This is a genomic window from Burkholderia sp. BCC0097 (assembly GCF_902832985.1).
In the GTDB taxonomy this organism is placed as follows: domain Bacteria; phylum Pseudomonadota; class Gammaproteobacteria; order Burkholderiales; family Burkholderiaceae; genus Burkholderia; species Burkholderia orbicola.
The window spans coordinates 130603-150424 of sequence record NZ_CADFDM010000008.1; the positions used below are offsets into that span (position 1 = coordinate 130603).

The window sequence follows — 19822 nt, forward strand, 5'->3', positions numbered from 1 at the left end:
CACGACGACCATGCTGACTGCCCACCACCTCGACGTCGCCCGCCGGCACGACACGATCCTGCGCGACCTGTCGCTGTCGATCGAACCCGGCCGCGTGACCGCGCTGCTCGGCCGCAACGGCGCGGGCAAGAGCACGCTGCTGAAAACCTTCGCCGGCGAACTGACCGGCAGCGTCGCGCCGAACGGCGTGCGCGTGACGGGCGACGTCACGCTGAATGGCGAACCGCTCGCGCGCATCGACGCACCGCGGCTCGCGTGCCTGCGCGCGGTGCTGCCGCAGGCCGCGCAGCCGGCGTTCCCGTTCAGCGTCGACGAAATCGTTCTGCTCGGCCGCTATCCGCATGCGCGGCGCAGCGGCGCCACGTCACACCGCGATCGCGACATCGCGTGGCGTGCGCTCGAACGTGCGGGCGCCGATGCGCTCGTCGGTCGCGACGTCACGACGCTGTCGGGTGGCGAGCTCGCGCGCGTGCAGTTCGCTCGCGTCCTCGCGCAGCTGTGGCCGGACCATGACGCGACGGAACCCGGGCCGCGCTATCTGCTGCTCGACGAGCCGACCGCCGCGCTCGATCTCGCGCACCAGCACCGGCTGCTCGATACCGTGCGCGCCGTTGCGCGCGAATGGCAGCTCGGCGTGCTCGCGATCGTCCACGATCCGAACCTCGCCGCGCGGCATGCGGATGCGATCGCGATGCTCGCCGACGGCACGATCGTCGCGCATGGCGCGCCGCGCGACGTGATGACACCGGCCCATATCGCGCGGTGCTATGGCTTCGCGGTGAAGATGGTGGAAACCGGCGACGGGACGCCGCCGGTGATGGTGCCCGCGTAGGAATGGAACGTCTTTCAGATGATGCAGCCGGACCGAATGCCGGCGCGGCAAGCTCAGGCGCGAGCGCTCAATGCTCGACGTCCGCCGCGCCGAAGCTCCGCATCTTCCAGCCGAGCCGCACGGCGAGCATCCGCATCGAGAAGCCGGCCGCCAGCGCGACGAGCGTCACGAACCCCGCGTCGATGCCGAGATACTGCATCCCGACATACAGCGAGCCCGTGACGAACGCGACGCTCGCATACAGATCCTCGCGCAGGATCAGCGGCATCTCGTTGCAGAGCAAATCGCGCAGCATCCCGCCGCACACGCCCGTGATCGCGCCGGCCAGCACGACGATGATCGGCGCCGTGCCGGTCGACGCACCGATGTCGCAGCCGATGATCGTGAACGCCGCGAGGCCGATCGCATCGACGGTGACGAACAGCGTCTTCATCCGCGTGACGTGTCGTGCCGCCCACGACGCGACGGTCGCCGCCACCAACGTGATCACCAGGTATTCGGGATGCGCGATCCAGCCGAGCGGATAGTGACCGAGCAGCACGTCGCGCACGGTGCCGCCGCCGAGCGCCGTCACCGCGCCGACGAGCGCGAGGCCGAAGCGGTCCATCCCGCGGCGCATGCCCATCAGCGCCCCCGACATCGCTTCCGCGACGATCGCAATCAGATAGAGCGTATGCATGGCGCGCGTCAGTCGTCGGTCCGGAACAGGTCGAGCACGCGTTCGCGCTCGGCCGCGTCGACGGCGGCGGGCATCGGTTCGTCGCGCTTGCCGTGGTCGGCCGGCGCATCCGGTGCATCGATGGCCGCCGCGCCGCCGCATGCGAAGCGGCTGCGGATATACGCCGGCACGTCGGCCGTGCAGGTGCCGCGCGTGTATTCGGCGTAGACGAAATCGCCATCGACGAGCGCGACGTCCTGCGGCGGCGTCGCAGCGACCGGCGTGCGCCCGTCGACGGCCGTCTTCATGTAGTCGAGCCACACCGGCAGCGCCAGCGTCGCGCCGGTCGCGCGCCCCATCGGGCGCGGCGTGTCGTAGCCGAGCCACGCGACCGCGACGATGCCCGACGAATAGCCGGCGAACCATACGTCCTTCGAGCCGTTCGACGTGCCCGTCTTGCCGGCCGCGTCGTCACGCCTGAGCGCGAGTGCGCCGCGCGCGGTGCCGGCCCGCACGACGTCGCGCAGCATGCTGTCCATCACGAACGCATTGCGCGCCGACACGACCCGCTCGCCCGCCGGCACGGTCGCCTCGTACATCGCGCCGCCGTGCCGCTGCTTCACCGACAGGATCAGGCGCGGCTCCATCCGCGTCCCGCCGTTCGCGAACACGCTGTAGGCGCTCGCGAGTTCGAGCGGCGTCACGGCGCCCGCGCCGAGCGCAAGCGGCAGCGACGCCGGATTGCGCTGCGCATCGAAGCCGAAGCGCACCGCATGCTGCTGCACGTAGCGCGCGTCGGCGGCCTGCATCAGGCTGACCGCGACCAGGTTCTTCGAGCGCACGAGCCCGCGCCGCACCGGGATGAAGCCTTCGTAGCGATTACCGAAATTGCGCGGACGCCACGGCCGCGCGCCGGTTTCCGCGTGCGTGAGCGTGCGCTGCGTATCGTCGACGAGCACGCCGGGGAAGTAGCCCTTCTCCAGCGCCGCCGAATAGACGAACGGCTTGAAACTCGACCCCGGCTGGCGATACGCCTGCAGCGCATGGTCGAACACGTTGCGATTGAAATCCGCGCCGCCGACCAGCGCGAGCATGTCGCCGGTGGCCGCATCGAGCGACACGAGCGCGCCTTCGAGCCCGTTGCGTGCGTCGCGCTTCGCGCGCGCTTGGCGGCTCAGCGTGCGTTCGAGTGCCGCTTCGGCCGCGCGCTGGTCACGCATCGAGATGGTGGTCGTCACGTCGAGGCCGAGCGTGTACGCGTCGTCATGAAACCGCTCGACCATCATCCGGCGCGCCCGCTCGGCGACGTACGGCGCCGCGACGATGCCGGGCGGCGGCGTGGTCGCCAGCGCGATCGGCGCGTCGACGGCCGCGCGATACGCCGCGTCGTCGAGCTGGCCGAGCGCATGCATCCGGCCGAGCACGTAGTTGCGCCGCGCAGTCGCGCGCGCCGGGTTGACGACCGGGTTGAACGCGGACGGCGCCTTCGGCAGCCCCGCGAGCACGGCCGCCTCGCCCGCGCTCAGCGTGTCGAGCGGCTTGCCGAAGTACACGTGCGCGGCGGCCGCGAAGCCGTATGCGCGCTCGCCCAGATAGATTTCGTTCATGTACAGCTCGAGCAGCTTGTTCTTGCTGTATGCGCGTTCGAGCTTGGCCGCCATCAGGATCTCGGCGAGCTTGCGGCTCAGCACCTTGTCGCGCGTCAGGTAGAAGTTGCGCGCGACCTGCATCGTGATCGTGCTGCCGCCCTGCCCCGGTTGCCCGGTGACGACGTTCGCGAACGTCGCGCGCGCGAGGCCGCCGATGTCGACCGGGCCGTGCTCGTAGAACTTCGCGTCCTCGGCCGCGAGCAACGCATGCCGCATCAGCGGCGGGATGCGTTCGAGCGGCACGAACTCGCGCCGCTCGACGCCGTATTCGGCCAGCAGGTCGCCGTCGCGCGAGAAAATCCGCAGCGGCAGCGCGGGACGATAGACGGCCAGGTGTTCGACGGATGGCAACTGCGTCCAGATACGATCGATCGTCCATGCGCCGATGCCCGCGCACGCGAGCGTCAGGCCGAGCAGCGCGCCCGCGAGCGTGCGCCATACGCGGCGGCGGCGCGGCGGTGTGGATGGCGGCGCGGGCGGCGGCGACGGGTTGGTGGTGGGATCGGTCATGTCGGGCTCCTTCTGCAGTGCCGCGACGGCCGGCGCGAGACAGGCGCCGATCGGTCACGAAAGGCGCGCATTGTCGAAGGGATGGCGCGAAACCGGAACATTCTTTAGCCAAAGTTTGGCTGGCTAAATTTTATTTAGGAAAGCGCTTTTGAGCCTACTCGCACCGTGTATAGGGGTTTGCGGCATGTCGTTGCGGTCGAGTGTGCCGGGGCGCGCGAGCCGGTTCGCTTGTACCATCGTCGGATGTTCGATCGATATCTCGACCTGTGGGGCCTCGTTCCCGACGGCGGCCCGATCCTGACCGCGAGCGGCGGCCTGCTGCCCGTCGTCTGGCACGCGCGTCCGGCGATGCTGAAAGTCGCCACGTGCGACGAAGAACGCCGCGGCAATGCACTGATGGCCTGGTGGAACGGACAAGGCGCCGCGCAGGTGTGGCAGCACGACGGCGACGCGATCCTGCTCGAACGCGCGCAGCCGGCGCCGTCGCTGGCTGCGTTGTCGGCTGCGGGCCACGACGACGATACGATGCGTATCGCTTGCGACGTCGTCGCGCGGCTGCACGCGCATCGTGCGCCGCAGGTGCCTTCGGTCGTGCCGCTGCATGACTGGTTTTACGCGCTGCTGTCGAACGATGCGAACAACGAGGCGCTGCGCCGCTCGGCGGCGGTCGCTCGTCGGTTGCTGGTTGGTCCGTCCGCCGACGAAGTGGTGCTGCACGGCGACATTCACCACGACAACATTCTTCATTTCGGCGATCGCGGATGGCGTGCGATCGACCCGAAAGGGCTGCGCGGCGAGCGCACGTTCGATTACGCGAACCTGTTCTGCAATCCCGCGCATGACATCGCGGTCGATCCGGTCCGATTCGAGCGACGGGTTGTGCTCGTGGCTGATGCCGCGGGGCTCGACCGGCGCCGGCTGCTGCAGTGGATTCTCGCGTGGTCGGGGCTGTCGGCGGTGTGGTTGATGGAAGACGAGCTGCCGGCCGATACGCGGCTGGAGGTTGCGATGCTTGCAGCGGGTGCGCTCGGGTTATAGCGATACGCATCGCCGACGAAAGCGGATTCATTACGCGTTGCCGGGGAATGCCGGGAGAATGGGCGGCTTTCGGCTGCGAATTCAATCCGTCAATGCAACGAATTGATGAAATCGCTACCCGAAGCGCCGCCAACGGTGAATCGACTGTGTACGGCGTCCACTAGTGACACGTCGCCCCCTCGAGACGGGCATCTAAACAGCGAGAAAAATGTCGAGGTAGCATCGTCGATGCTCAACAGGGGGAAGACGGTGATTCGGGAAATCAAGGCTCGCGCAAACTCGATCGACGCCCCTCTTGCCAGTCTGCTTCTCAGCGACCTGATGAGGATCCTGGCGGAAATGGTTGGCTATATCACGCTCCCTTGGTGGATCGTTCACCGGGGCGGCGCTCATGACTTGGCGATCTACAGCGTCAGCATCGCCATCGCCACCATTTTTGCGATGCCACTGCTTGCGCCACTCGGGGATCGCTACGCAAAGAGACGGCAGATGGCATGGGGTATATGCGCCTTGATGATCGTCGCCTTCACCCTCGCGACGCTCGCCTCGCTGTCCGACTACCGACTCATGCTCATCATCTGCCTAGGCGTGGTCACCGTTATAGCGAAAGCTTTCGTTGATCCAGCCAGCTCCACCATTTCGGCTGAACTTGTTCCGGCGAATCGTCTGGGCGAAGCGCTTCGTCTTCGTAAATCGACGCAGGCAGTTGGCCGTGCCTTAGGTCCAGCATTGGCTGGTGCGACACTGACCTTGGGCGGCATGGCTGCAACATTCTGGATGAACGGCATACTGCTCGGCGTCGCTGCTTACGTGACTTTGCATCTTCCACCCCAATCTCGGCATCGCGAACACCATCGCGGTCTAGCCCGTTGGTGGGAAGACCTGCGCGCCGGACTGCATGCTAAATGGATCGTGCCGTTGGAGCGCGGCTGGACACTCGTAAACTTCCTCGTCTGGATATTCCAGGGCCCCGCAGTCGGCATGCTGATCCCACTCAAAGTTCAATCACTCGGACTGTCGGGTCTGTGGTTAGGTGTTTGTGAAGCGGCCTTATCCCTAGGTTTACTACTCGGAAGCTTTCGTGGTTCTGATGCACTGGTCAGTCGTTTCGGCCGATTCAACGTGCGGGTGGGGGCCGCGATGTGCGAAGGGCTGGCACTTGCTGCTTCGGGCTGGGCCCACTCACCCGCCGTTCTCGTATTGACGCTTACATGTGTGGGGTTCGCCAATGCATCGATGGGGCTCGTTGGTGCGACTCACCGCTCATTGGCTATCCCGCAGAATTTCCGCGTGCGCATTCTCGCTGCGAGCATGATGACCACGCAGATTGCGGGCATTCTTGGCCCGATGGTCGCCGGCGCGGCGCTCACGCATTGGGCAGTGGGCAAGGTCTATACGTGCTTCGGTCTCGCCACCTGTCTGCTCGCTTTTGGTTTTGTCTTGATACCACGGTCGCGCGAATTCTTTGCGCTCAGCCACGAGCAGGTGAAAGATTGGTTTCTTAACGAATATCCCCATGCATTCGCATCATCCACGGTGCCCGAATCGAGACAGACCACGTAGATCGCGGCACGGCAACGGCCAGGACATGCCACGCCGCTCAGGGTCGCGTGCTATCGAACGCCGTGGCTAGATTGCGCGATGTATGCCATTCGCATGAGACAGCAGCCGACCAGGAATAGTCGGTCGACAACGCGCTCCAGTTCGTTGACAATCCGCGCGGAATTGAACGATCCAGAGGCCAAGCGTACCGCCAAGCATTATTGAACAACCGGGTCACACACGAATGACATCTCAAGCAGAAGTCTATTTGAAAGATTTTCACCGGCGTCGCGCAGGAGCAACGAGCCGGGCCTATGGCAATCGTCCGGCGCGTTCTACGAAGGCGGAATACCCATCGTCCTATCATGCGCTGGCTCGACGTGTACCGAATGACGAGATGTCGCACACTGTGGTCGATCTGGCATGTGGTGATGGGCTGCTGCTGCAAATTCTGAGCGACAGGGGCCACGCAGGTACGAAGTTGATCGGTATCGACATGAGCGACGGCGAGTTGAGTGCGGCCCGGGCGGTATTGCCAAAGGATGTGCGGTTGATAAATGAGCGCGCACAAGAGCTGTCGCTCCATACCGGATCGGTGGACTATGTACTGTCCCACATGGCCCTGATGCTAATGGACGACATAGAGCAGGTAATTCGTGAAATCCATCGGATATTGCGTAAAGGCGGCAGCTTTTCCGCCGTCGTCGGGCGGGCCTTTCTGACCGGGAAAGTCGGCGAAGTGTTTTTACAAATATTCAGACCGATTGCGAAGGCGAATCTGGCCCACTTACCACTCGGTGATGCTCGCACACGCAGCGAAGCTGGGTGGAGCGAACTGCTCCAGCATGATTTTGTTGATGTCGTCTTTGAAGACCTCGAAATTGATTGGAACCCCACACCCGAGCAGTTATGGTTGGATATGCTGGACACTTACGATACTGACAGGATGTCGGAAGCAACGCGCGCGCAGTTCAAGAGCGAACTATTGTCGGCGCTTGCCCCTATGCAGCGCGAAGACAGTACGTTGAAGACGGGATGGGGGCTGCGTCTTATTCAGGCCACTGCCGCGTAGCGCGCCAGTTGCGGTCGCTCGACATCAAATTCCGGATCATTGAAAATCAAATACGGTTACTGGTTCCGTATGACACGGGCAGAAGCGGTCAGTCAGCGAGGTAGTATGAATTCGCGAAGGTTTTGATCCGAAGTACTCTTGCAGCGCACTTCTCCATCATCCGTACCTCCACCTATGTCACCTTCTGTTGACGAACTTCTCGCGCTTGATGTACTGACGTTACGTGAGCACACTGAGCGAGCCGGCGACGCCTTCGACGTAGACGAGCATCGGGCGAAATTGTGCAAATCCTTGGAGATCAATGAGCTTTGCTACGTGCGACGGGACGGCAAACTCGTGGCTTATGCAATGCTTCGGCCGAAAGCAGGAGCGTGCTGGTTCGTTGGTGCATTGGGTACCCACCCCTTGCATCGGACGTACACCGTAGTAAATGAACTGTTCGCGAAGATTGCGACGCTGGCGAGCGAACGACGGATCGGTGAGCTACGAAGCCATGTCTACAAGACCAACCGGTTGTCTATCGCGTTTCATCGCAAACTTGGGTTTGTGGTGACGCGTGAAAACGAAAAGGGCTTCGAATTCTCCACCACACTGGATGAACTCGCCACGAAACCGGCGGTGCGGCGTGCTACCGCCAGGGCGACATCCCGTTCGGACTAGCGCTCAGGGCCAAGCTTATTCACAGTCGCAACCACAAGCGAGTGCCCCGAGTACCCGAACAACTTCCGCTAGGCTTCGGGCATCAGGATGCGGACGTTGCCCCCTTCATGAGGGGGCCGCTTTCGGACCATGTGACTGTCTCGTGTGGGTCGGCAGTAGTCCGTCGCGTCGAGTTGAATCCGCACCCAACACCGGACATTGGATCGGTGGGACTGAATCGGCGACAATCTATTGAAACCAAGTGAAACATCGACACAGGGGGCGCTGGTGTCCATCAATCGGGGCGAAACGGAAAGCACGTTCCCAACGCTGACAACTTCCCGGCTGTCATTGCGGGAGCTTTTGCCCAGCGACGCACCGTCGCTGTTCGCGATGCACGGCGACGCTGAGGGTATGCGCTGGTTCGGTACCGATCCGATGATCGATATAGGCGAGGCTGACAAGTTGATTCAGGTATTTGCCGACTGGCGGCGCAGTGGCTCTGGCGTCCGTTGGGCTGTCGAGAGACTTTCGGACGGCCATTTACTTGGTACGTGCGGCCTCTTCCGATGGAATCGAAATTGGCGAAGCTGCGCCGTTGGCTATGAGCTAGCTACGTTTGCGCGTGGCAACGGATACATGAACGAAGCCCTTTCTGCCGCGATCGATTACGGTTTCGACACGATGCAGATAAACCGTATCGAAGCCCAGGTTCACCCTCAGAACGCATCCTCTATACAAGTGCTGGAGACGCTGGGCTTTGTCCGTGAAGGGTATCAGCGTCAAGCCGGGTACTGGCGTGGTGCCTATCATGATCTCCTGCAGTTTTCGTTGTTACGTTCTGATTGCCTACCTCATGGCTGATGAGCGGGTCAAAGCCCTTAGCTTCGCCACATGAGCGACCGCTTCCGAGCGAACCGGCTGACCGCTTCGGGAACCCCACGCTGAACCCGAAAAAAAACCCGCCGGCAAACACCGGCGGGCTTTCGCATCCAACCTGCGCCGCGCTTCAACGCGCCGGATTCAGCGTCAGGTTCATGTGCCGATTCACATCCTTGTACAGCAGATAACGGAACCGCCCAGGCCCGCCCGAATAGCACGCCTGCGGACAGAACGCGCGCAACCACATGAAGTCGCCGGCTTCCACCTCGACCCAGTCCTGGTTCAGCCGATAGACCGCCTTGCCTTCCAGCACATACAGGCCGTGCTCCATCACGTGCGTTTCGGCGAACGGAATCACGCCGCCCGGCTCGAACGTCACGATGTTCACGTGCATGTCGTGACGCATGTCGCTCATGTCGACGAAGCGCGTCGTCACCCATGCGCCGTTGGTGCCCGGCATCGGGATCGGCTCGACGTCCTGCTCGTTGGTCACGAACGCGTCCGGCAGCGGAATGCCGTCGACCGCCTGATAGTGCTTGCGCACCCAGTGGAAACGCACCGCGGCATCGCTGACGTTGTGCAGCGTCCAGTCGGCGCCCGGCGGAATGAACGCATAGCCGCCCGGTTTCAGCGTGTGCTTCTGGCCTTGCAGCGTCAGCTCGGCTTCGCCTTCGACGACGAACAGCACGGCTTCGGCGTGCTTGTCCTGCTCGGGTTTGTCGCTGCCGCCGCCCGGGTTCACTTCGACGATGTACTGCGAGAAGGTTTCCGCGAAACCCGACAGCGGGCGGGCGATCACCCACAGGCGCGTGTGGGTCCAGAACGGCAGCCAGCTCGTGACGATGTCGCGCATCACCCCCTTCGGGATCACCGCGTACGCCTCGGTGAACATCGCGCGATCGGTCAGCAGATCCGTCTGCGGCGGGTGGCCGCCATGCGGCGCGTAATACGTTGTCTTAGACATATTGCATCCAGGCAATGGGTTGGGCCGGCCCCGGGCGCAAACGGCATCGGGCGGTTCGCATGCGCGTGGAGCACGCATGCGACGGCGGGACATCGTTGCCGGGGTGGCTTGAAGACGCATGCGCCTTCGTTCGGTCGGCCAGGCTTCGCGTCGGGTCCGCCCGGTTCAGCGGACACGGCGGCCCGGGTTGTCGGGCCGTCGGCCGGGCCGCGGCGCTCGCGGGTCAGGCGGCGAGGCGCGGATGGCGGCACGGTTCGGCTCCGTACGCGAGCATCGCCGACGATAGCGAAGTCGATTGCGATCGACCAATTAAATGTTGCGATGACATCCATTCGATTTCCCACTACCGGCCGGCGCCCGCGATGCGCGGTCGGGATGCGTGGCAGGGGTGCGCCGACTATCAGGGAAATCCTGACGGTTGCGATGTTCGCGCGATGCGTCCGCACACGGCAACGCGGCGTGCAAGGCGCCGGTCTCGATGTATCGCGTTACGCGGATCGAGTGAAGGCGGTCGATACGTGCGCGGCAGTGGAGTGCTGCGTCAGCGGTCGCAGGAGACGGTCAGGTCAGATCGGAGCGAACCGACGTGTCGAAGGACAAGCAGATGTGACTCGGCCGCCCCTGTCCGGGCACATTCGGACGCGGCAACTGATGTCGTCGAGAAACGGAGAAAACGTCGGGAGAAGAATTGCCGGCCCGTCGATCGGGCATCTGGCAGCGGCTGATGAAGCCGGAAGAGAATCGCCGGCCTGGCCGGCGAAGCGGCCCGGCAAAACGCCGGGCTGAAGCTCGCGTCGGGATGCCGACGCCGTCGGCGCGCCGGTGCGCGAATCGCGCACCGTGTCGCGCCAGCGGCGATCAGTCCCAGTCGCGGTGGTGACGATGCTTGCGGTGACGGTAGCCGCGGTCGCCGTGATCGCGATCGTACGAGCTGCGCGACATGTTGCCGCCGAGCGCCGCGCCGGCGCCGCCGCCGACAGCCGCGCCCAGCAGGCCGCCCGTGCGGCCGCCCATCGCGTTGCCGGCCGCGGTACCCGCGCCGCCGCCGAGGGCGCCGCCGATGATCGCGCCGGTGCGCTCGCGACGGTTCGACGTCACCGCGCCGCCGGCGCCGCCGCCGATCGCGCCGCCGATGACGGAGCCGGTGCTGCCGCCGACCGCGCCGCCGACCGCTGCGCCGGCAACCCCGCCGAGCGCGCCGCCGAGCGCGTTGTTCAAGTCACCGGCCATGGCCGGCAGTGCAGTCGCGCCGGTCAACGCGGCGACGACGAGAGCGGGGGCGATTTTCTTCCACATTCCCGTATTCTTCCTTGTTCGCAATTCTGGTTATCGAGGTCCGCTCGGTACGACGATCTGAATCGATCGACGTCGGGCCAGGCATTGTGCCGGACTGCGGACCAATTCATTTCATTGAGCTTGCGGCGAAGAATAGCACCGGTCCCGCATTCCTGCCGTAGACATTGTGGTAACAAGTTGTTTACGAATCGCAGACATTCGACGCGCCCGCCGAATCCGGCTGAAACCCTTGCCGGAGTTGGCTCCGGCGGCAGTCTGGCCCCACGTTGCGACACGCCGGTCATGCATGCAATCGCACGTTCGAGACACACGTGGCAACACATCCGCACACGCCGGTAACGGGCATCCGAACGACGGTGAGAGAAAAGATGACGGGGTCAGTACACGCCGGGCAGCAAACGCCACGTCCGCGCGCAATACGCGTCGTATTCGGCGCCGAATTGCGAACGCAGCAATGCTTCCTCCGAGCGGATTCGCGCGACGAGCGGCACGAGCGTCAGCACGACCAGCAGCACGCCGACGCCCGAGCGGAACACCAGCGCCCAGCCGAGCGAATTGACGACCAGGCCGAGATAGCTGGGATTGCGGATGCGGCTGTAGATGCCGCCGGTCACGAGCGTATGGCCCGGCTGGATCGCGACGAGCCCGCTGAAGCGCTTGCCGAGCACGAACACGGGCCACATGCGCAGCACGCCGCCCACGAGGTACAGCCAGACGCCGATCCAGCGCACCGTGTCGCCGCCGACAGTCCAGACGTCGAACCGGTCGGTCAGCGCCGGCAGGTACGCGAGCAGGAAGCCGCTCACCGCGAAGGCCGCGAGCACCCAGCGGTTGTCGCGGTTCTCGCGTTCGCCGCTGCTCAGGTTGCCTTCGGTGAACAGCGCGGCGACGGCCATCACAAGGGTCGCGATCGCGACGACGGTCAGTTGAGGATGCGAGAAGAACGCAGCGAACCCGCCGCTGCCGAGCACGGCAAGCCCGAGATAGACGAGCGTGGCTACGCTCGACAGGACGACGACCTTGGGGGTGACTGTCACGACGGCCTCGCGGAGATGCGCTTTCCTGTGAAGTATAGGAACTGCGCACACCGGGTGCCGTGCGCGGCCGTCATGCGGCGCGGGAGTTCGCGCACATCGTCAGGCCGAAGGCGCCCGACCGGGCCAGGACGGCCGGCCCACGCGCCGCGACGGGTCAGCGGATGTGGAAGTGGCCGCCGATACCGACGGTGACGGGCGGCGCGTAATACGCAGGCGCATAGCCATAGTAGGCCGGCGCGGGCGCGTAGCCGTACGGCGGCGCGACGTAGCAGCCGGACAGGCCGCCGATCAGGGCAAGCGTGATGAGAAGTCTGGACATGGTTCGGTTCCCGGCGCGAAAAACGAATGGCACCGCGCGAAGGCCGCGCCGCCGCACGATGCGGCGGCCGGCACGAAGAGGTAACGCCCCTTCCTGTCGCTCGATGAAACGATGCGCGGAGTCTAGCGCCGGGCGTGGCCGGCCGAGTTTCCCGGGCCGTTACACGTGTTACCCCGTGTGACCGCTGAAACAGGCTGGATCGGCGCAACGGCCCGCCGGTGGGCGGCCGCCGCGCCGACAGCGCTGAGGCTGTTACACGAAGCGGGCACGGATGCGCTGCGCGAGCGCTTCGAGCGTCGCCGCGTCGGCGATGTCGCGCGCATGCATCCGCAGCTCGGCGCCTTCCCAGCGCGGAATCACGTGGAAATGCACGTGCGGGACGGTCTGGCCGGCTGCCGCGCCATTGAACTGGCCGATGAACACGCCGTCCGGCTCGAGCGCCGCGCGCACGGCCGCCGCGACGCGCTGCGTCATGCGGATACCGGCCGCGGCCGCGTCGCCGGACAGCTCGAAGATCTGCGCGGCCGGCTCCTTCGGGATCACGAGCACGTGACCGTCGGCCTGCGGCATCAGATCCATGATCGCGAGCGTCGCGTCGTCTTCAGCGACCTTCACGCACGGCAGTTCGCCGCGCAGGATTCGGGCGAACGGGTTGTTGTTGTCGTAGGACATGGCGTTTTCCGATCTCGATTGGACAGTGGGACTGGGAGAGCAATGCCGGACGATTATCGGCCGATGGCCGGCCCGATATCAACTCGCCGCCACGCGACGCCGGCCGAACTGTCGGGCACGCGGCAGCGCGAACGCATGCGACCGCCACCACACGTCACGCGGCCGCGATTGCACCGTCTCGCCCGAACCTGCGACACTGCCGGATCGTTGCCGGCCGGCACGCCACCGAGGACGCTCGCGCATGACGATTCCCCTCAAGAAGCTGATGCTGCGCGGTCTCGCGCTCGCGCTCGTGGCCGCGATCGGCTACACGGGCCATATGCTGTCGCGGCTCGCGCCGATCGCGACCGGCTATGCGGCCAAGGCGCTGTGTTCGGGCGTGTTCGTGTCCGGCCGCCCGGCCGCGTCCGTGATCGACGTCGACATCATGGCCGGTGTCCATCCGTTGCTGAAACTGGTGCGGCCGTCGCTCGATCCCGACCATCATCGCGCGGTGGCGACCTTCGCCGGCTTCGCCGAACGCGAAGCCGACTTCCGGCCCGGGCTCGGCTGCACACTCGCGCTCGGGGTCCCGACCGGCGCAGCGGCGGCCACGTTGCCCGCCGCGTTACCGCCCCTCGCCGATCCGCCGCCCGCGCCGCCCGCACCCGCCACGCCGCCCGCCGGCGTCGACGCGCACCAGTTGCAGACCGCGCTCGACCGCGCATTCGACGAACCCGATCCGGCGCGGCCGCGGCGCACGCGCGCGGTCGTCGTGATGTGGCGCGGCCAGGTGATTGCCGAACGCTATGCGCCCGGCTTCACGGCCGATACGCCGCTGCCCGGCTGGTCGATGACGAAGACCGTCACGGCCGCGCTGGTCGGCGCGCTGGTCGCGCAGCACAAGCTGTCGCCGGACGCGTCGGCGCTGCTGCCCGAATGGCGCGGCAGCGGCGATCCGCGCGCGGCCATCACGCTCGACGAGCTGCTGCGGATGACGAGCGGCCTGCAATTCAACGAGGACTACGACGACCCGCTGTCCGACGTCGCGGTGATGCTGTTCACGCAGCCCGATACCGCACGGTTCGCGTCGGCGAAGCCGCTGGCCGCGACGCCCGGCACACGGTGGTCGTACTCGAGCGGCACGAGTGCGATCGTCGCACGCGTGATGCGCGAAGCGCTGGGCGGCAGCGACGCCGACTATCTCGCGTTTCCGCGCCGCGCGCTGTTCGCGCCGCTCGGGATGCGCAGCGCGGTGTTCGAGCCCGATGCGTCCGGCACGCTCGTCAGCGCCTCGTACATGTATGCGAGCGCACGCGACTGGGCGCGCTTCGGGCAGCTTCTGCTGCAGGACGGCGTGTGGAATGGGCAGCGGCTGCTGCCGGAGGGCTGGGTGCACTACCTGACGCGCGCGACGCCGCAGTCGTCGCGCCAGGAATTCGGCGCGCAGCTGTGGGTCAAGGTGCCGGAGCCGTTCAACGATCGCGATCCGCACGCGCGGACGATGCCGGCCGACGCGTTTCATGCGGTCGGCCATGAAGGCCAGTTCGTGAGCGTGGTGCCGAGCCGCGAGCTGGTGGTCGTGCGGCTCGGGCTGTCACGGCCGGAAGCCGCGTGGAATCACGAGGCGTTTCTCGCCCGCGTGCTCGATGCGGTGCCGGCGCCCGGTGCGTGACGACGGAAGGCGCGCCGGTGAATCGATCGTGAAGCGGCGGCGATTGCACTACCGCCGCTTCACGCGCGGCCGGCGCTGCCTTACGGATTCGCGCTGCCCCCGTATTGCCTGAAACCTTCGCGCGTCGCGAGACGTTCGATATAGCGCGACACCGCCGGCAGGTCCGGATGTTCGAACGGCGTGCCGAACCAGCGGTTCGCCGACAGGCCGATCGGAATATCCGCGAGCGTGAAGGTGTTGCCGGCCACGTACGCGCCGGTCCTTTCGAGTTGCGCATTCAGCACGCGCATGTGCGTCGTCCAGCCGGCGATCGACTGTGCGATGCCGTTCGGATCCTGGTGGTCGGGCGACTTGCGCACGAGGCCGAGGAAGGCGCCGACCCACGAGCGGTTCAGGTCCGAACCCTGCCAGTCGATCCACTGGTCGACCCGCGCACGCGCCTGCGGCTCGGCCGGATACAGCGCATCGCCGCCGTAGCGGTTCGCGAGGTAGCGGATGATCGTGTTCGATTCCCAGAGCACGAAATCGTCGTCCTTGATGACGGGCACCAGCGCGTTCGGATTCAGCGCGAGATAGGCCGGATCGTGGGTCGTGCGAAAGCCCGCGCCCCAGTCTTCCTGTTCGAACGGCAGGTTCAGTTCGGTGCACAGCCACAGCACCTTGCGGACGTTGATGGACGGAATCTTGCCGAGGACGTGCAGCATGCAGTCTCCTTGAGAGGTCGGGTGCGGCGTGTTCGGGACGCACGGCACGCTCCGAACGCGTTCACGCCGAATTTATACACGACCACGCGGGAAACGGCAGACCGCGGGCGCGAAATCGGTGTGCGGCCGGTTCGTCAGGTCACGCAGCGCGTGCTCGGCCGTCGGGAAGCGGAACATGAACCCGTCCTGATGCAGGCGTGCCGGCATCACGCGCTGCCCGTCCAGCAGCAGCTCGGCCATCTCGCCCATCGCGGCGCGCAGCGGCGCGGCCGGCATGTGCAGAAATGCGGGGCGGCGCAGCACCTTCGTCACGACCTGCACGAATGCGCGCTGGGTCAGCGGCACCGGTGCGACCGCGTTGTAGACGCCGTGCATGCCCGGATTCGACATCGCGCGCGCCACGATTCGCAGCACGTCGTCGCGGTGAATCCAGCTCATCACCTGCGCACCGTCGCCGAAGCGGCCGCCCAGCCCGAAGTAATGCGGCAGCAGCATCGGGCGCAACGCGCCGCCGGGGCCGAACACGATGCCCAGCCGCAGCACCACCGCGCGCACGCCGTGGCGTTCGAGCGGCTGGGCGGCCGCCTCCCACCGCCGGCACAGATCCGACATGAAACCGGTGCCTGCGCTGCTGCCTTCGTCGAGCCGTTCGTCGCCCGACCGCACGCCGTAGTAGCCGATCGCGGACGCCTGGATCCACGTGCGCGGCTTGACCTCGGCGGTTTCCACCCAGCGCATCAGCGCCTGCGTCACGCCGACGCGGCTGGCGAGCAGCAGCGCCTGCCGGCGCTTGCTCCAGCGCGCGCCCAGCACCGGCGCGCCGGCGAGATTGACGACCGTGTCGAAGCGCTCGTGCGGCTGCAACTGGTCGATGGACGTCACGCTGCGCACGCGGCCTTGAAAGAGGTAGGCGGCGCGCAGCGGATCGCGCGCCAGCAACGTGACCGTCTGCCCTGCGTCGAGCAACTGGTTGACGAGCGTTTCGCCGATGAAGCCGGTGCCGCCGGTGACGAGCACGTGGCCGGGCCGCTGCCCCGCGAACGGGTTGGCGTCCGACGCGCGGCGCGCGAGGCGACACGCGGCGATCCCGTCGCGCACGCCCGATACCGTCACGCCGGCGGCAAACAGGTTGAGCAGCCAGCCGCGCCAGCCGACGTCGATCGCGTGCAGCGCCGTCGGCTCGACCGCCCACGCGGCGAGTTGCATCGCGATCATCCCGAACAGCGCGCCGCCGTTGACGGCCAGCAGCGTGTGCAGCACGCGCTCGGTCGCCGGCAGCTTGCGGCTCTGGTCCTCGACGATGAAATCCCACAACGTCAGCACCACCTCGACGACCACGACCGCCGCGAGGGCCGCGACCCACGCGCCATGAAATGCGACGTTCGCGATCGACGCGAACACGAGGCCGTAGAGCACGGACCTTACCGCGTGAATTGCCAGTTCGAGCCGCGCGCGCGGGCTGTGCGGCAGGTCCTGCGTGAGTTCGTGATGGTAGAGCGTATCGAATGCGCCCATCGCGCCCTGCACGATCAGCAGGTTGAGCGCCCAGTCGAAAGCAGGCAACGTGTTCATGCGGTATCCCTCCTCCACAGCCAGACCAGCGGCGGCACCATCGCGACGAGCGCGACGACGTCGATCACTACATGGCCCCACACCTGCGCCTGCCACGACAACAGCATGTCCTGCGGCGCCCAGATCAACAGGCCGGCCAGCAGCCAGCCCCAGACTTCCCGTTTCCGTAACTGGTTGCCGAGATGGACGAGCGCGAGCATCCAGATCGCGGCGCACTGCACCGTCGCGCCGAGCAGCGACATCCACCAGACCTGCTGGGCGCGCGCGGCTCCGGGTGCCGCTGCCGACCAGAAATGCCGCTCGATGCCGCGGTGATACGCGTCGAGCCAGGATGCGCCCGCGATCCACGGGAGCACCACGCCGACGAGCAGATGCACGATTACGGCTGCGTACATCCAGCGCACGACGATGCGGCGCGGGATGTCTTGTGGCGGGCGATTCGCTGCTGCGCTTTCGGCGTTCCTGCCGATGCTGCACGTACCGCCTTCGCAGCAGGCTTCTGCGCGATACCCGAGCCACCGCGATACCGCTTGCCGATTGCCCGCCAGGCGGCGATACAGCGATGCGAATACGGCACGCATCGCCGGCACGCGAAGCAGCCGGACGAGCCCGCGACGGCCGAGTAGCGTGTGAGCAGCGAGGATGCTGTCGATGCCGGTCAGCATGCGTCCATCGGGTAGACGCGCATGCAGTTCGCGATTCAGCGCGGGCAGGTCGACGCCCAGCGGCGCCGGATCGAAACCCGGCTCGGCGATGTCGACGAACGCGAGCCGGTGTCGCACGTCGTGCTCGCCGAGACGCCGGATTTCCGCGACGCATAACGGACATCGCCCATCGAAATACAGCACCAATTCATTTGCATTCATGCTTTGCACTCCTTCTTGTTTTCGCAAGCATCATGAACCGATCGACTGCTGTCCCGCGTACGCCGCCGCTCCCGTGCGACGACGACCGGCTTACATCGGCTTGACCACCATCAGGAAATAGACGGTCAGCATCGCGAAGAACGCCGGATAACCGAGCAGTTCCCAGCGCTTCGCGTAGCGCCAGTAGCGCGCCGGCAATGCGGCATCGCCGTTCGCGTGCGCGAGCTTCGCCATCGATGCAAGTTCGAGTTGCAGCCAGACGACCGGCAGCCAGCACGCACCGGCGACCGCGTACAGCACGATCGACGCGAGCAGCCACGGCGTATGCCACGGCCAGCCCGTCGTGTGCGCGAGCCACAGCCCGGACGCCGGCTGGAAGATCACGGCCGGCGTCGTGAACCACCAGTCCGCGCGCACCACGAGCCGCGACACGGCCGCGATCGCGGGCACCGACCGCGTACGGTTCGCGAAGAACAGGTAGAACGCGGTGCCGAACCCCGTGCCGACCAGCAGCACCGAGGACAGGATGTGAAGGGCCTTGATGACGAGATAGGTGTTCATACGTGTTCTTCTTCTGAATAGAGGATCAACAGGATGGCGAGAATCGGTACGTTCTTGAGCACGGGGCCGAACGGTTCGGCCAGCAGGCCCGGCATCGTGACCGCGATAACCGCCGAGTACGCGACGATCAGCGCCGCCTGCGCGGCCCACAGGCGCCGCGACGGCGCGACGACGGTCGCGATCCCGAACGCGAAATCCACCGCACTGGCCGCGTAGAGCGCGATCAGCGCGGGCACGCCCGTCAGGTGCGCGGGCGCAAGCAGCGCGAGGCTCGCGGGCAGCGGATGGACGAATGCGCTGGCGATCGCTGTCCAGATCCACACGATCGCGAGCGCGCCCAACAGCAGCGGGCGCCGCCACATCGCGAGCGCGTCGCGGCGAAGCGCGGCGGCTTCCGCGCCGATGAAACTGCCGATGCCGCGCGGCGGCCGGCCCAGCACGGCGGCGGCCGCCGCCGGGTCGCCGGTGTTGCCGCCGCGCAGCATCGTCCACGTGTCGCGTGTCAGCATCGCTCCCGGCCACGCGCCGAGCAGCGCGGCCGCCGCGCCGACCAGCGGGCCCGGCAGCGACACGCGGGCCGCCGGCGGAAACCGAAGCGCGGCGCGGTAGGCGGCCAGCATCTCGCGATATTCGACTTCGTCACGACCGACCACGTCGATCACGCGGCTGCACGCCGCCCGTGAATCGCCCGGCTGTACGACGAGCCGCGCCACGACTTCGGCGAGATCGGCGACATGCACCGGGCGCAGCCGCTGATGGCCGCCGGCCGGCAGCACGTGCACCGGCAGGCTCGCGAGCATCCGGAAAAATCGCGCCGACGCGCCGGCCGCCCCGTAGACGAGCGCGGGGCGCACGATGTGAAAGTCGATCGGCAGCGTCTGCAGGAAACGGTCGGCCGCCTGCTTGCTCGCGAAGTACCGCGTGTCGCCGCGCTCGACGCCGAGCGCGGAGATCTGGATCACGCGCCGCACGCCGGCCCGGCAGCACGCGGTAAAGAGCGCGCACGGCGCGGCGCGATGCACGGCATCGAGCGTCGCGCCGCGTCGATCAGCCAGCACGCCGACCGCGTTGATCACCACGTCGACGCCCTTCAGCCGCGCGAGCCACGCGTGCGGATCGACGTCGTGCGCGAAGTCGATCGCGACGTCGTGCGGGCCGGCCGCGTGACGCACGCCGCGCAGCACGCGATGCCCGCCGGCTTCGAGCTGCGCGCACAACGCCCGCCCGATGAAGCCGTTCGCGCCGCAGACGAGCACGGTCACGCCTCGTGCGCCGGTGCGCTCGGGCGGGCAGGTCGACGGCAAGGCTGCGTTCATTTTCACTCTCTATTTACAGTTATTTCTGTACAGACAGAA

General features: G+C 66.4%; 19 protein-coding genes. 7 read left to right on the forward strand and 12 right to left on the reverse strand.

From position 1 onward, the window contains the following. Positions 1–10: 10 nt before the first annotated feature. Positions 11–832 carry a heme ABC transporter ATP-binding protein gene (locus HWX07_RS26500; protein WP_175878262.1) on the forward strand — a complete coding sequence of 274 codons (822 nt, stop codon included), beginning with the start codon at positions 11–13 and terminating at the stop codon, positions 830–832. 67 nt (positions 833–899) lie between these two features. Here the strand turns inward: HWX07_RS26500 and HWX07_RS26505 are convergent, their stop codons facing one another. Together HWX07_RS26505 and HWX07_RS26510 are read right to left on the reverse strand one after the other, a co-directional pair. Further along, on the reverse strand, positions 900–1511 hold the full coding sequence (locus HWX07_RS26505) for a trimeric intracellular cation channel family protein (RefSeq protein ID WP_175878263.1): 612 nt from the start codon (positions 1509–1511) through the stop codon (positions 900–902). 8 nt (positions 1512–1519) lie between these two features. Further along, positions 1520–3649 (reverse strand): PBP1A family penicillin-binding protein, encoded by a 2130-nt coding sequence (locus HWX07_RS26510; RefSeq protein ID WP_175878264.1) that lies wholly within the window; start codon positions 3647–3649, stop codon positions 1520–1522. A 243-nt stretch (positions 3650–3892) separates the two neighbouring features. On the opposite strand from HWX07_RS26510, the gene HWX07_RS26515 reads away from it, so the two are divergent. The 5 genes from HWX07_RS26515 to HWX07_RS26535 all read left to right on the forward strand — a co-directional run bounded on the left by HWX07_RS26515 (position 3893) and on the right by HWX07_RS26535 (position 8804). Continuing rightward, positions 3893–4687, forward strand: coding sequence for an aminoglycoside phosphotransferase family protein (locus tag HWX07_RS26515; protein ID WP_175878265.1), 795 nt, complete (start codon positions 3893–3895; stop codon positions 4685–4687). 228 nt (positions 4688–4915) lie between these two features. Further along, positions 4916–6250, forward strand: a complete 1335-nt coding sequence (locus HWX07_RS26520) for an MFS transporter (protein ID WP_244130039.1) — start codon at positions 4916–4918, stop codon at positions 6248–6250. A gap of 223 nt (positions 6251–6473) precedes the next feature. Then, entirely contained in the window at positions 6474–7301 is an 828-nt protein-coding gene (locus tag HWX07_RS26525; protein ID WP_175878266.1) for a class I SAM-dependent methyltransferase, read from the forward strand. A gap of 174 nt (positions 7302–7475) precedes the next feature. After that, positions 7476–7961, forward strand: a complete 486-nt coding sequence (locus HWX07_RS26530) for a GNAT family N-acetyltransferase (RefSeq protein ID WP_175878267.1) — start codon at positions 7476–7478, stop codon at positions 7959–7961. Positions 7962–8228: 267 nt separating this feature from the next. Continuing rightward, the gene (locus HWX07_RS26535) at positions 8229–8804 is read left to right on the forward strand and encodes a GNAT family protein (protein WP_175878268.1); all 576 of its coding nucleotides are present in this window, start codon (positions 8229–8231) and stop codon (positions 8802–8804) included. 145 nt (positions 8805–8949) lie between these two features. Here the strand turns inward: HWX07_RS26535 and HWX07_RS26540 are convergent, their stop codons facing one another. The 5 genes from HWX07_RS26540 to HWX07_RS26560 all read right to left on the reverse strand — a co-directional run bounded on the left by HWX07_RS26540 (position 8950) and on the right by HWX07_RS26560 (position 13110). Next, the gene (locus HWX07_RS26540; protein ID WP_175878269.1) at positions 8950–9786 is read right to left on the reverse strand and encodes a bifunctional allantoicase/(S)-ureidoglycine aminohydrolase; all 837 of its coding nucleotides are present in this window, start codon (positions 9784–9786) and stop codon (positions 8950–8952) included. Between the two features lie 858 nt (positions 9787–10644). Next, positions 10645–11082, reverse strand: coding sequence for a hypothetical protein (locus tag HWX07_RS26545; protein ID WP_006496212.1), 438 nt, complete (start codon positions 11080–11082; stop codon positions 10645–10647). A gap of 377 nt (positions 11083–11459) precedes the next feature. Continuing rightward, positions 11460–12119: an isoprenylcysteine carboxylmethyltransferase family protein gene (locus HWX07_RS26550; RefSeq protein WP_175878270.1), complete on the reverse strand. Its 660-nt coding sequence runs from the start codon at positions 12117–12119 to the stop codon at positions 11460–11462. 154 nt (positions 12120–12273) lie between these two features. Further along, positions 12274–12438: a hypothetical protein gene (locus tag HWX07_RS26555; protein WP_162838116.1), complete on the reverse strand. Its 165-nt coding sequence runs from the start codon at positions 12436–12438 to the stop codon at positions 12274–12276. Between the two features lie 252 nt (positions 12439–12690). Next, a complete protein-coding gene (locus tag HWX07_RS26560) occupies positions 12691–13110 on the reverse strand; it encodes an HIT domain-containing protein (protein WP_069231728.1) in 420 nt (139 codons plus the stop codon). A 241-nt stretch (positions 13111–13351) separates the two neighbouring features. Between HWX07_RS26560 and HWX07_RS26565 the strand changes: the two genes are divergently transcribed. Beyond that, the gene (locus HWX07_RS26565) at positions 13352–14764 is read left to right on the forward strand and encodes a serine hydrolase (RefSeq protein ID WP_175878271.1); all 1413 of its coding nucleotides are present in this window, start codon (positions 13352–13354) and stop codon (positions 14762–14764) included. A gap of 80 nt (positions 14765–14844) precedes the next feature. Here HWX07_RS26565 and HWX07_RS26570 read toward each other — a convergent pair whose 3' ends face one another. The 5 genes from HWX07_RS26570 to HWX07_RS26590 all read right to left on the reverse strand — a co-directional run bounded on the left by HWX07_RS26570 (position 14845) and on the right by HWX07_RS26590 (position 19783). Continuing rightward, complete coding sequence (locus tag HWX07_RS26570; protein WP_124548632.1) at positions 14845–15468, reverse strand: glutathione S-transferase; 624 nt, start codon at positions 15466–15468, stop codon at positions 14845–14847. Positions 15469–15540: 72 nt separating this feature from the next. Further along, positions 15541–17040 carry a TIGR01777 family oxidoreductase gene (locus HWX07_RS26575; RefSeq protein WP_175878272.1) on the reverse strand — a complete coding sequence of 500 codons (1500 nt, stop codon included), beginning with the start codon at positions 17038–17040 and terminating at the stop codon, positions 15541–15543. Then, on the reverse strand, positions 17037–17906 hold the full coding sequence (locus tag HWX07_RS26580; protein ID WP_175878273.1) for a DUF393 domain-containing protein: 870 nt from the start codon (positions 17904–17906) through the stop codon (positions 17037–17039). The genes HWX07_RS26575 and HWX07_RS26580 overlap by 4 nt, the downstream gene beginning before the upstream one ends. 90 nt (positions 17907–17996) lie before the next feature. After that, on the reverse strand, positions 17997–18467 hold the full coding sequence (locus tag HWX07_RS26585) for a DUF2269 domain-containing protein (RefSeq protein ID WP_175878274.1): 471 nt from the start codon (positions 18465–18467) through the stop codon (positions 17997–17999). Continuing rightward, complete coding sequence (locus tag HWX07_RS26590) at positions 18464–19783, reverse strand: SDR family oxidoreductase (RefSeq protein WP_175878275.1); 1320 nt, start codon at positions 19781–19783, stop codon at positions 18464–18466. Before HWX07_RS26590 ends, HWX07_RS26585 begins: the two co-directional genes overlap by 4 nt. Positions 19784–19822: the final 39 nt, after the last annotated feature.

What these genes read in the sequence shown, in the direction of transcription:
- HWX07_RS26580 (WP_175878273.1), bottom strand. Translation starts at nt 17,906, where the DNA reads ATGAATGCAAATGAATTGGTGCTGTATTTCGATGGGCGATGTCCGTTA.
- HWX07_RS26575 (WP_175878272.1), bottom strand. Translation starts at nt 17,040, where the DNA reads ATGAACACGTTGCCTGCTTTCGACTGGGCGCTCAACCTGCTGATCGTG.
- HWX07_RS26540 (WP_175878269.1), bottom strand. Translation starts at nt 9,786, where the DNA reads ATGTCTAAGACAACGTATTACGCGCCGCATGGCGGCCACCCGCCGCAG.
- HWX07_RS26530 (WP_175878267.1), top strand. Translation starts at nt 7,476, where the DNA reads ATGTCACCTTCTGTTGACGAACTTCTCGCGCTTGATGTACTGACGTTA.
- HWX07_RS26515 (WP_175878265.1), top strand. Translation starts at nt 3,893, where the DNA reads ATGTTCGATCGATATCTCGACCTGTGGGGCCTCGTTCCCGACGGCGGC.
- HWX07_RS26505 (WP_175878263.1), bottom strand. Translation starts at nt 1,511, where the DNA reads ATGCATACGCTCTATCTGATTGCGATCGTCGCGGAAGCGATGTCGGGG.
- HWX07_RS26590 (WP_175878275.1), bottom strand. Translation starts at nt 19,783, where the DNA reads ATGAACGCAGCCTTGCCGTCGACCTGCCCGCCCGAGCGCACCGGCGCA.
- HWX07_RS26570 (WP_124548632.1), bottom strand. Translation starts at nt 15,468, where the DNA reads ATGCTGCACGTCCTCGGCAAGATTCCGTCCATCAACGTCCGCAAGGTG.
- HWX07_RS26585 (WP_175878274.1), bottom strand. Translation starts at nt 18,467, where the DNA reads ATGAACACCTATCTCGTCATCAAGGCCCTTCACATCCTGTCCTCGGTG.
- HWX07_RS26520 (WP_244130039.1), top strand. Translation starts at nt 4,916, where the DNA reads ATGCTCAACAGGGGGAAGACGGTGATTCGGGAAATCAAGGCTCGCGCA.
- HWX07_RS26525 (WP_175878266.1), top strand. Translation starts at nt 6,474, where the DNA reads ATGACATCTCAAGCAGAAGTCTATTTGAAAGATTTTCACCGGCGTCGC.
- HWX07_RS26565 (WP_175878271.1), top strand. Translation starts at nt 13,352, where the DNA reads ATGACGATTCCCCTCAAGAAGCTGATGCTGCGCGGTCTCGCGCTCGCG.
- HWX07_RS26545 (WP_006496212.1), bottom strand. Translation starts at nt 11,082, where the DNA reads ATGTGGAAGAAAATCGCCCCCGCTCTCGTCGTCGCCGCGTTGACCGGC.
- HWX07_RS26555 (WP_162838116.1), bottom strand. Translation starts at nt 12,438, where the DNA reads ATGTCCAGACTTCTCATCACGCTTGCCCTGATCGGCGGCCTGTCCGGC.
- HWX07_RS26560 (WP_069231728.1), bottom strand. Translation starts at nt 13,110, where the DNA reads ATGTCCTACGACAACAACAACCCGTTCGCCCGAATCCTGCGCGGCGAA.
- HWX07_RS26500 (WP_175878262.1), top strand. Translation starts at nt 11, where the DNA reads ATGCTGACTGCCCACCACCTCGACGTCGCCCGCCGGCACGACACGATC.
- HWX07_RS26510 (WP_175878264.1), bottom strand. Translation starts at nt 3,649, where the DNA reads ATGACCGATCCCACCACCAACCCGTCGCCGCCGCCCGCGCCGCCATCC.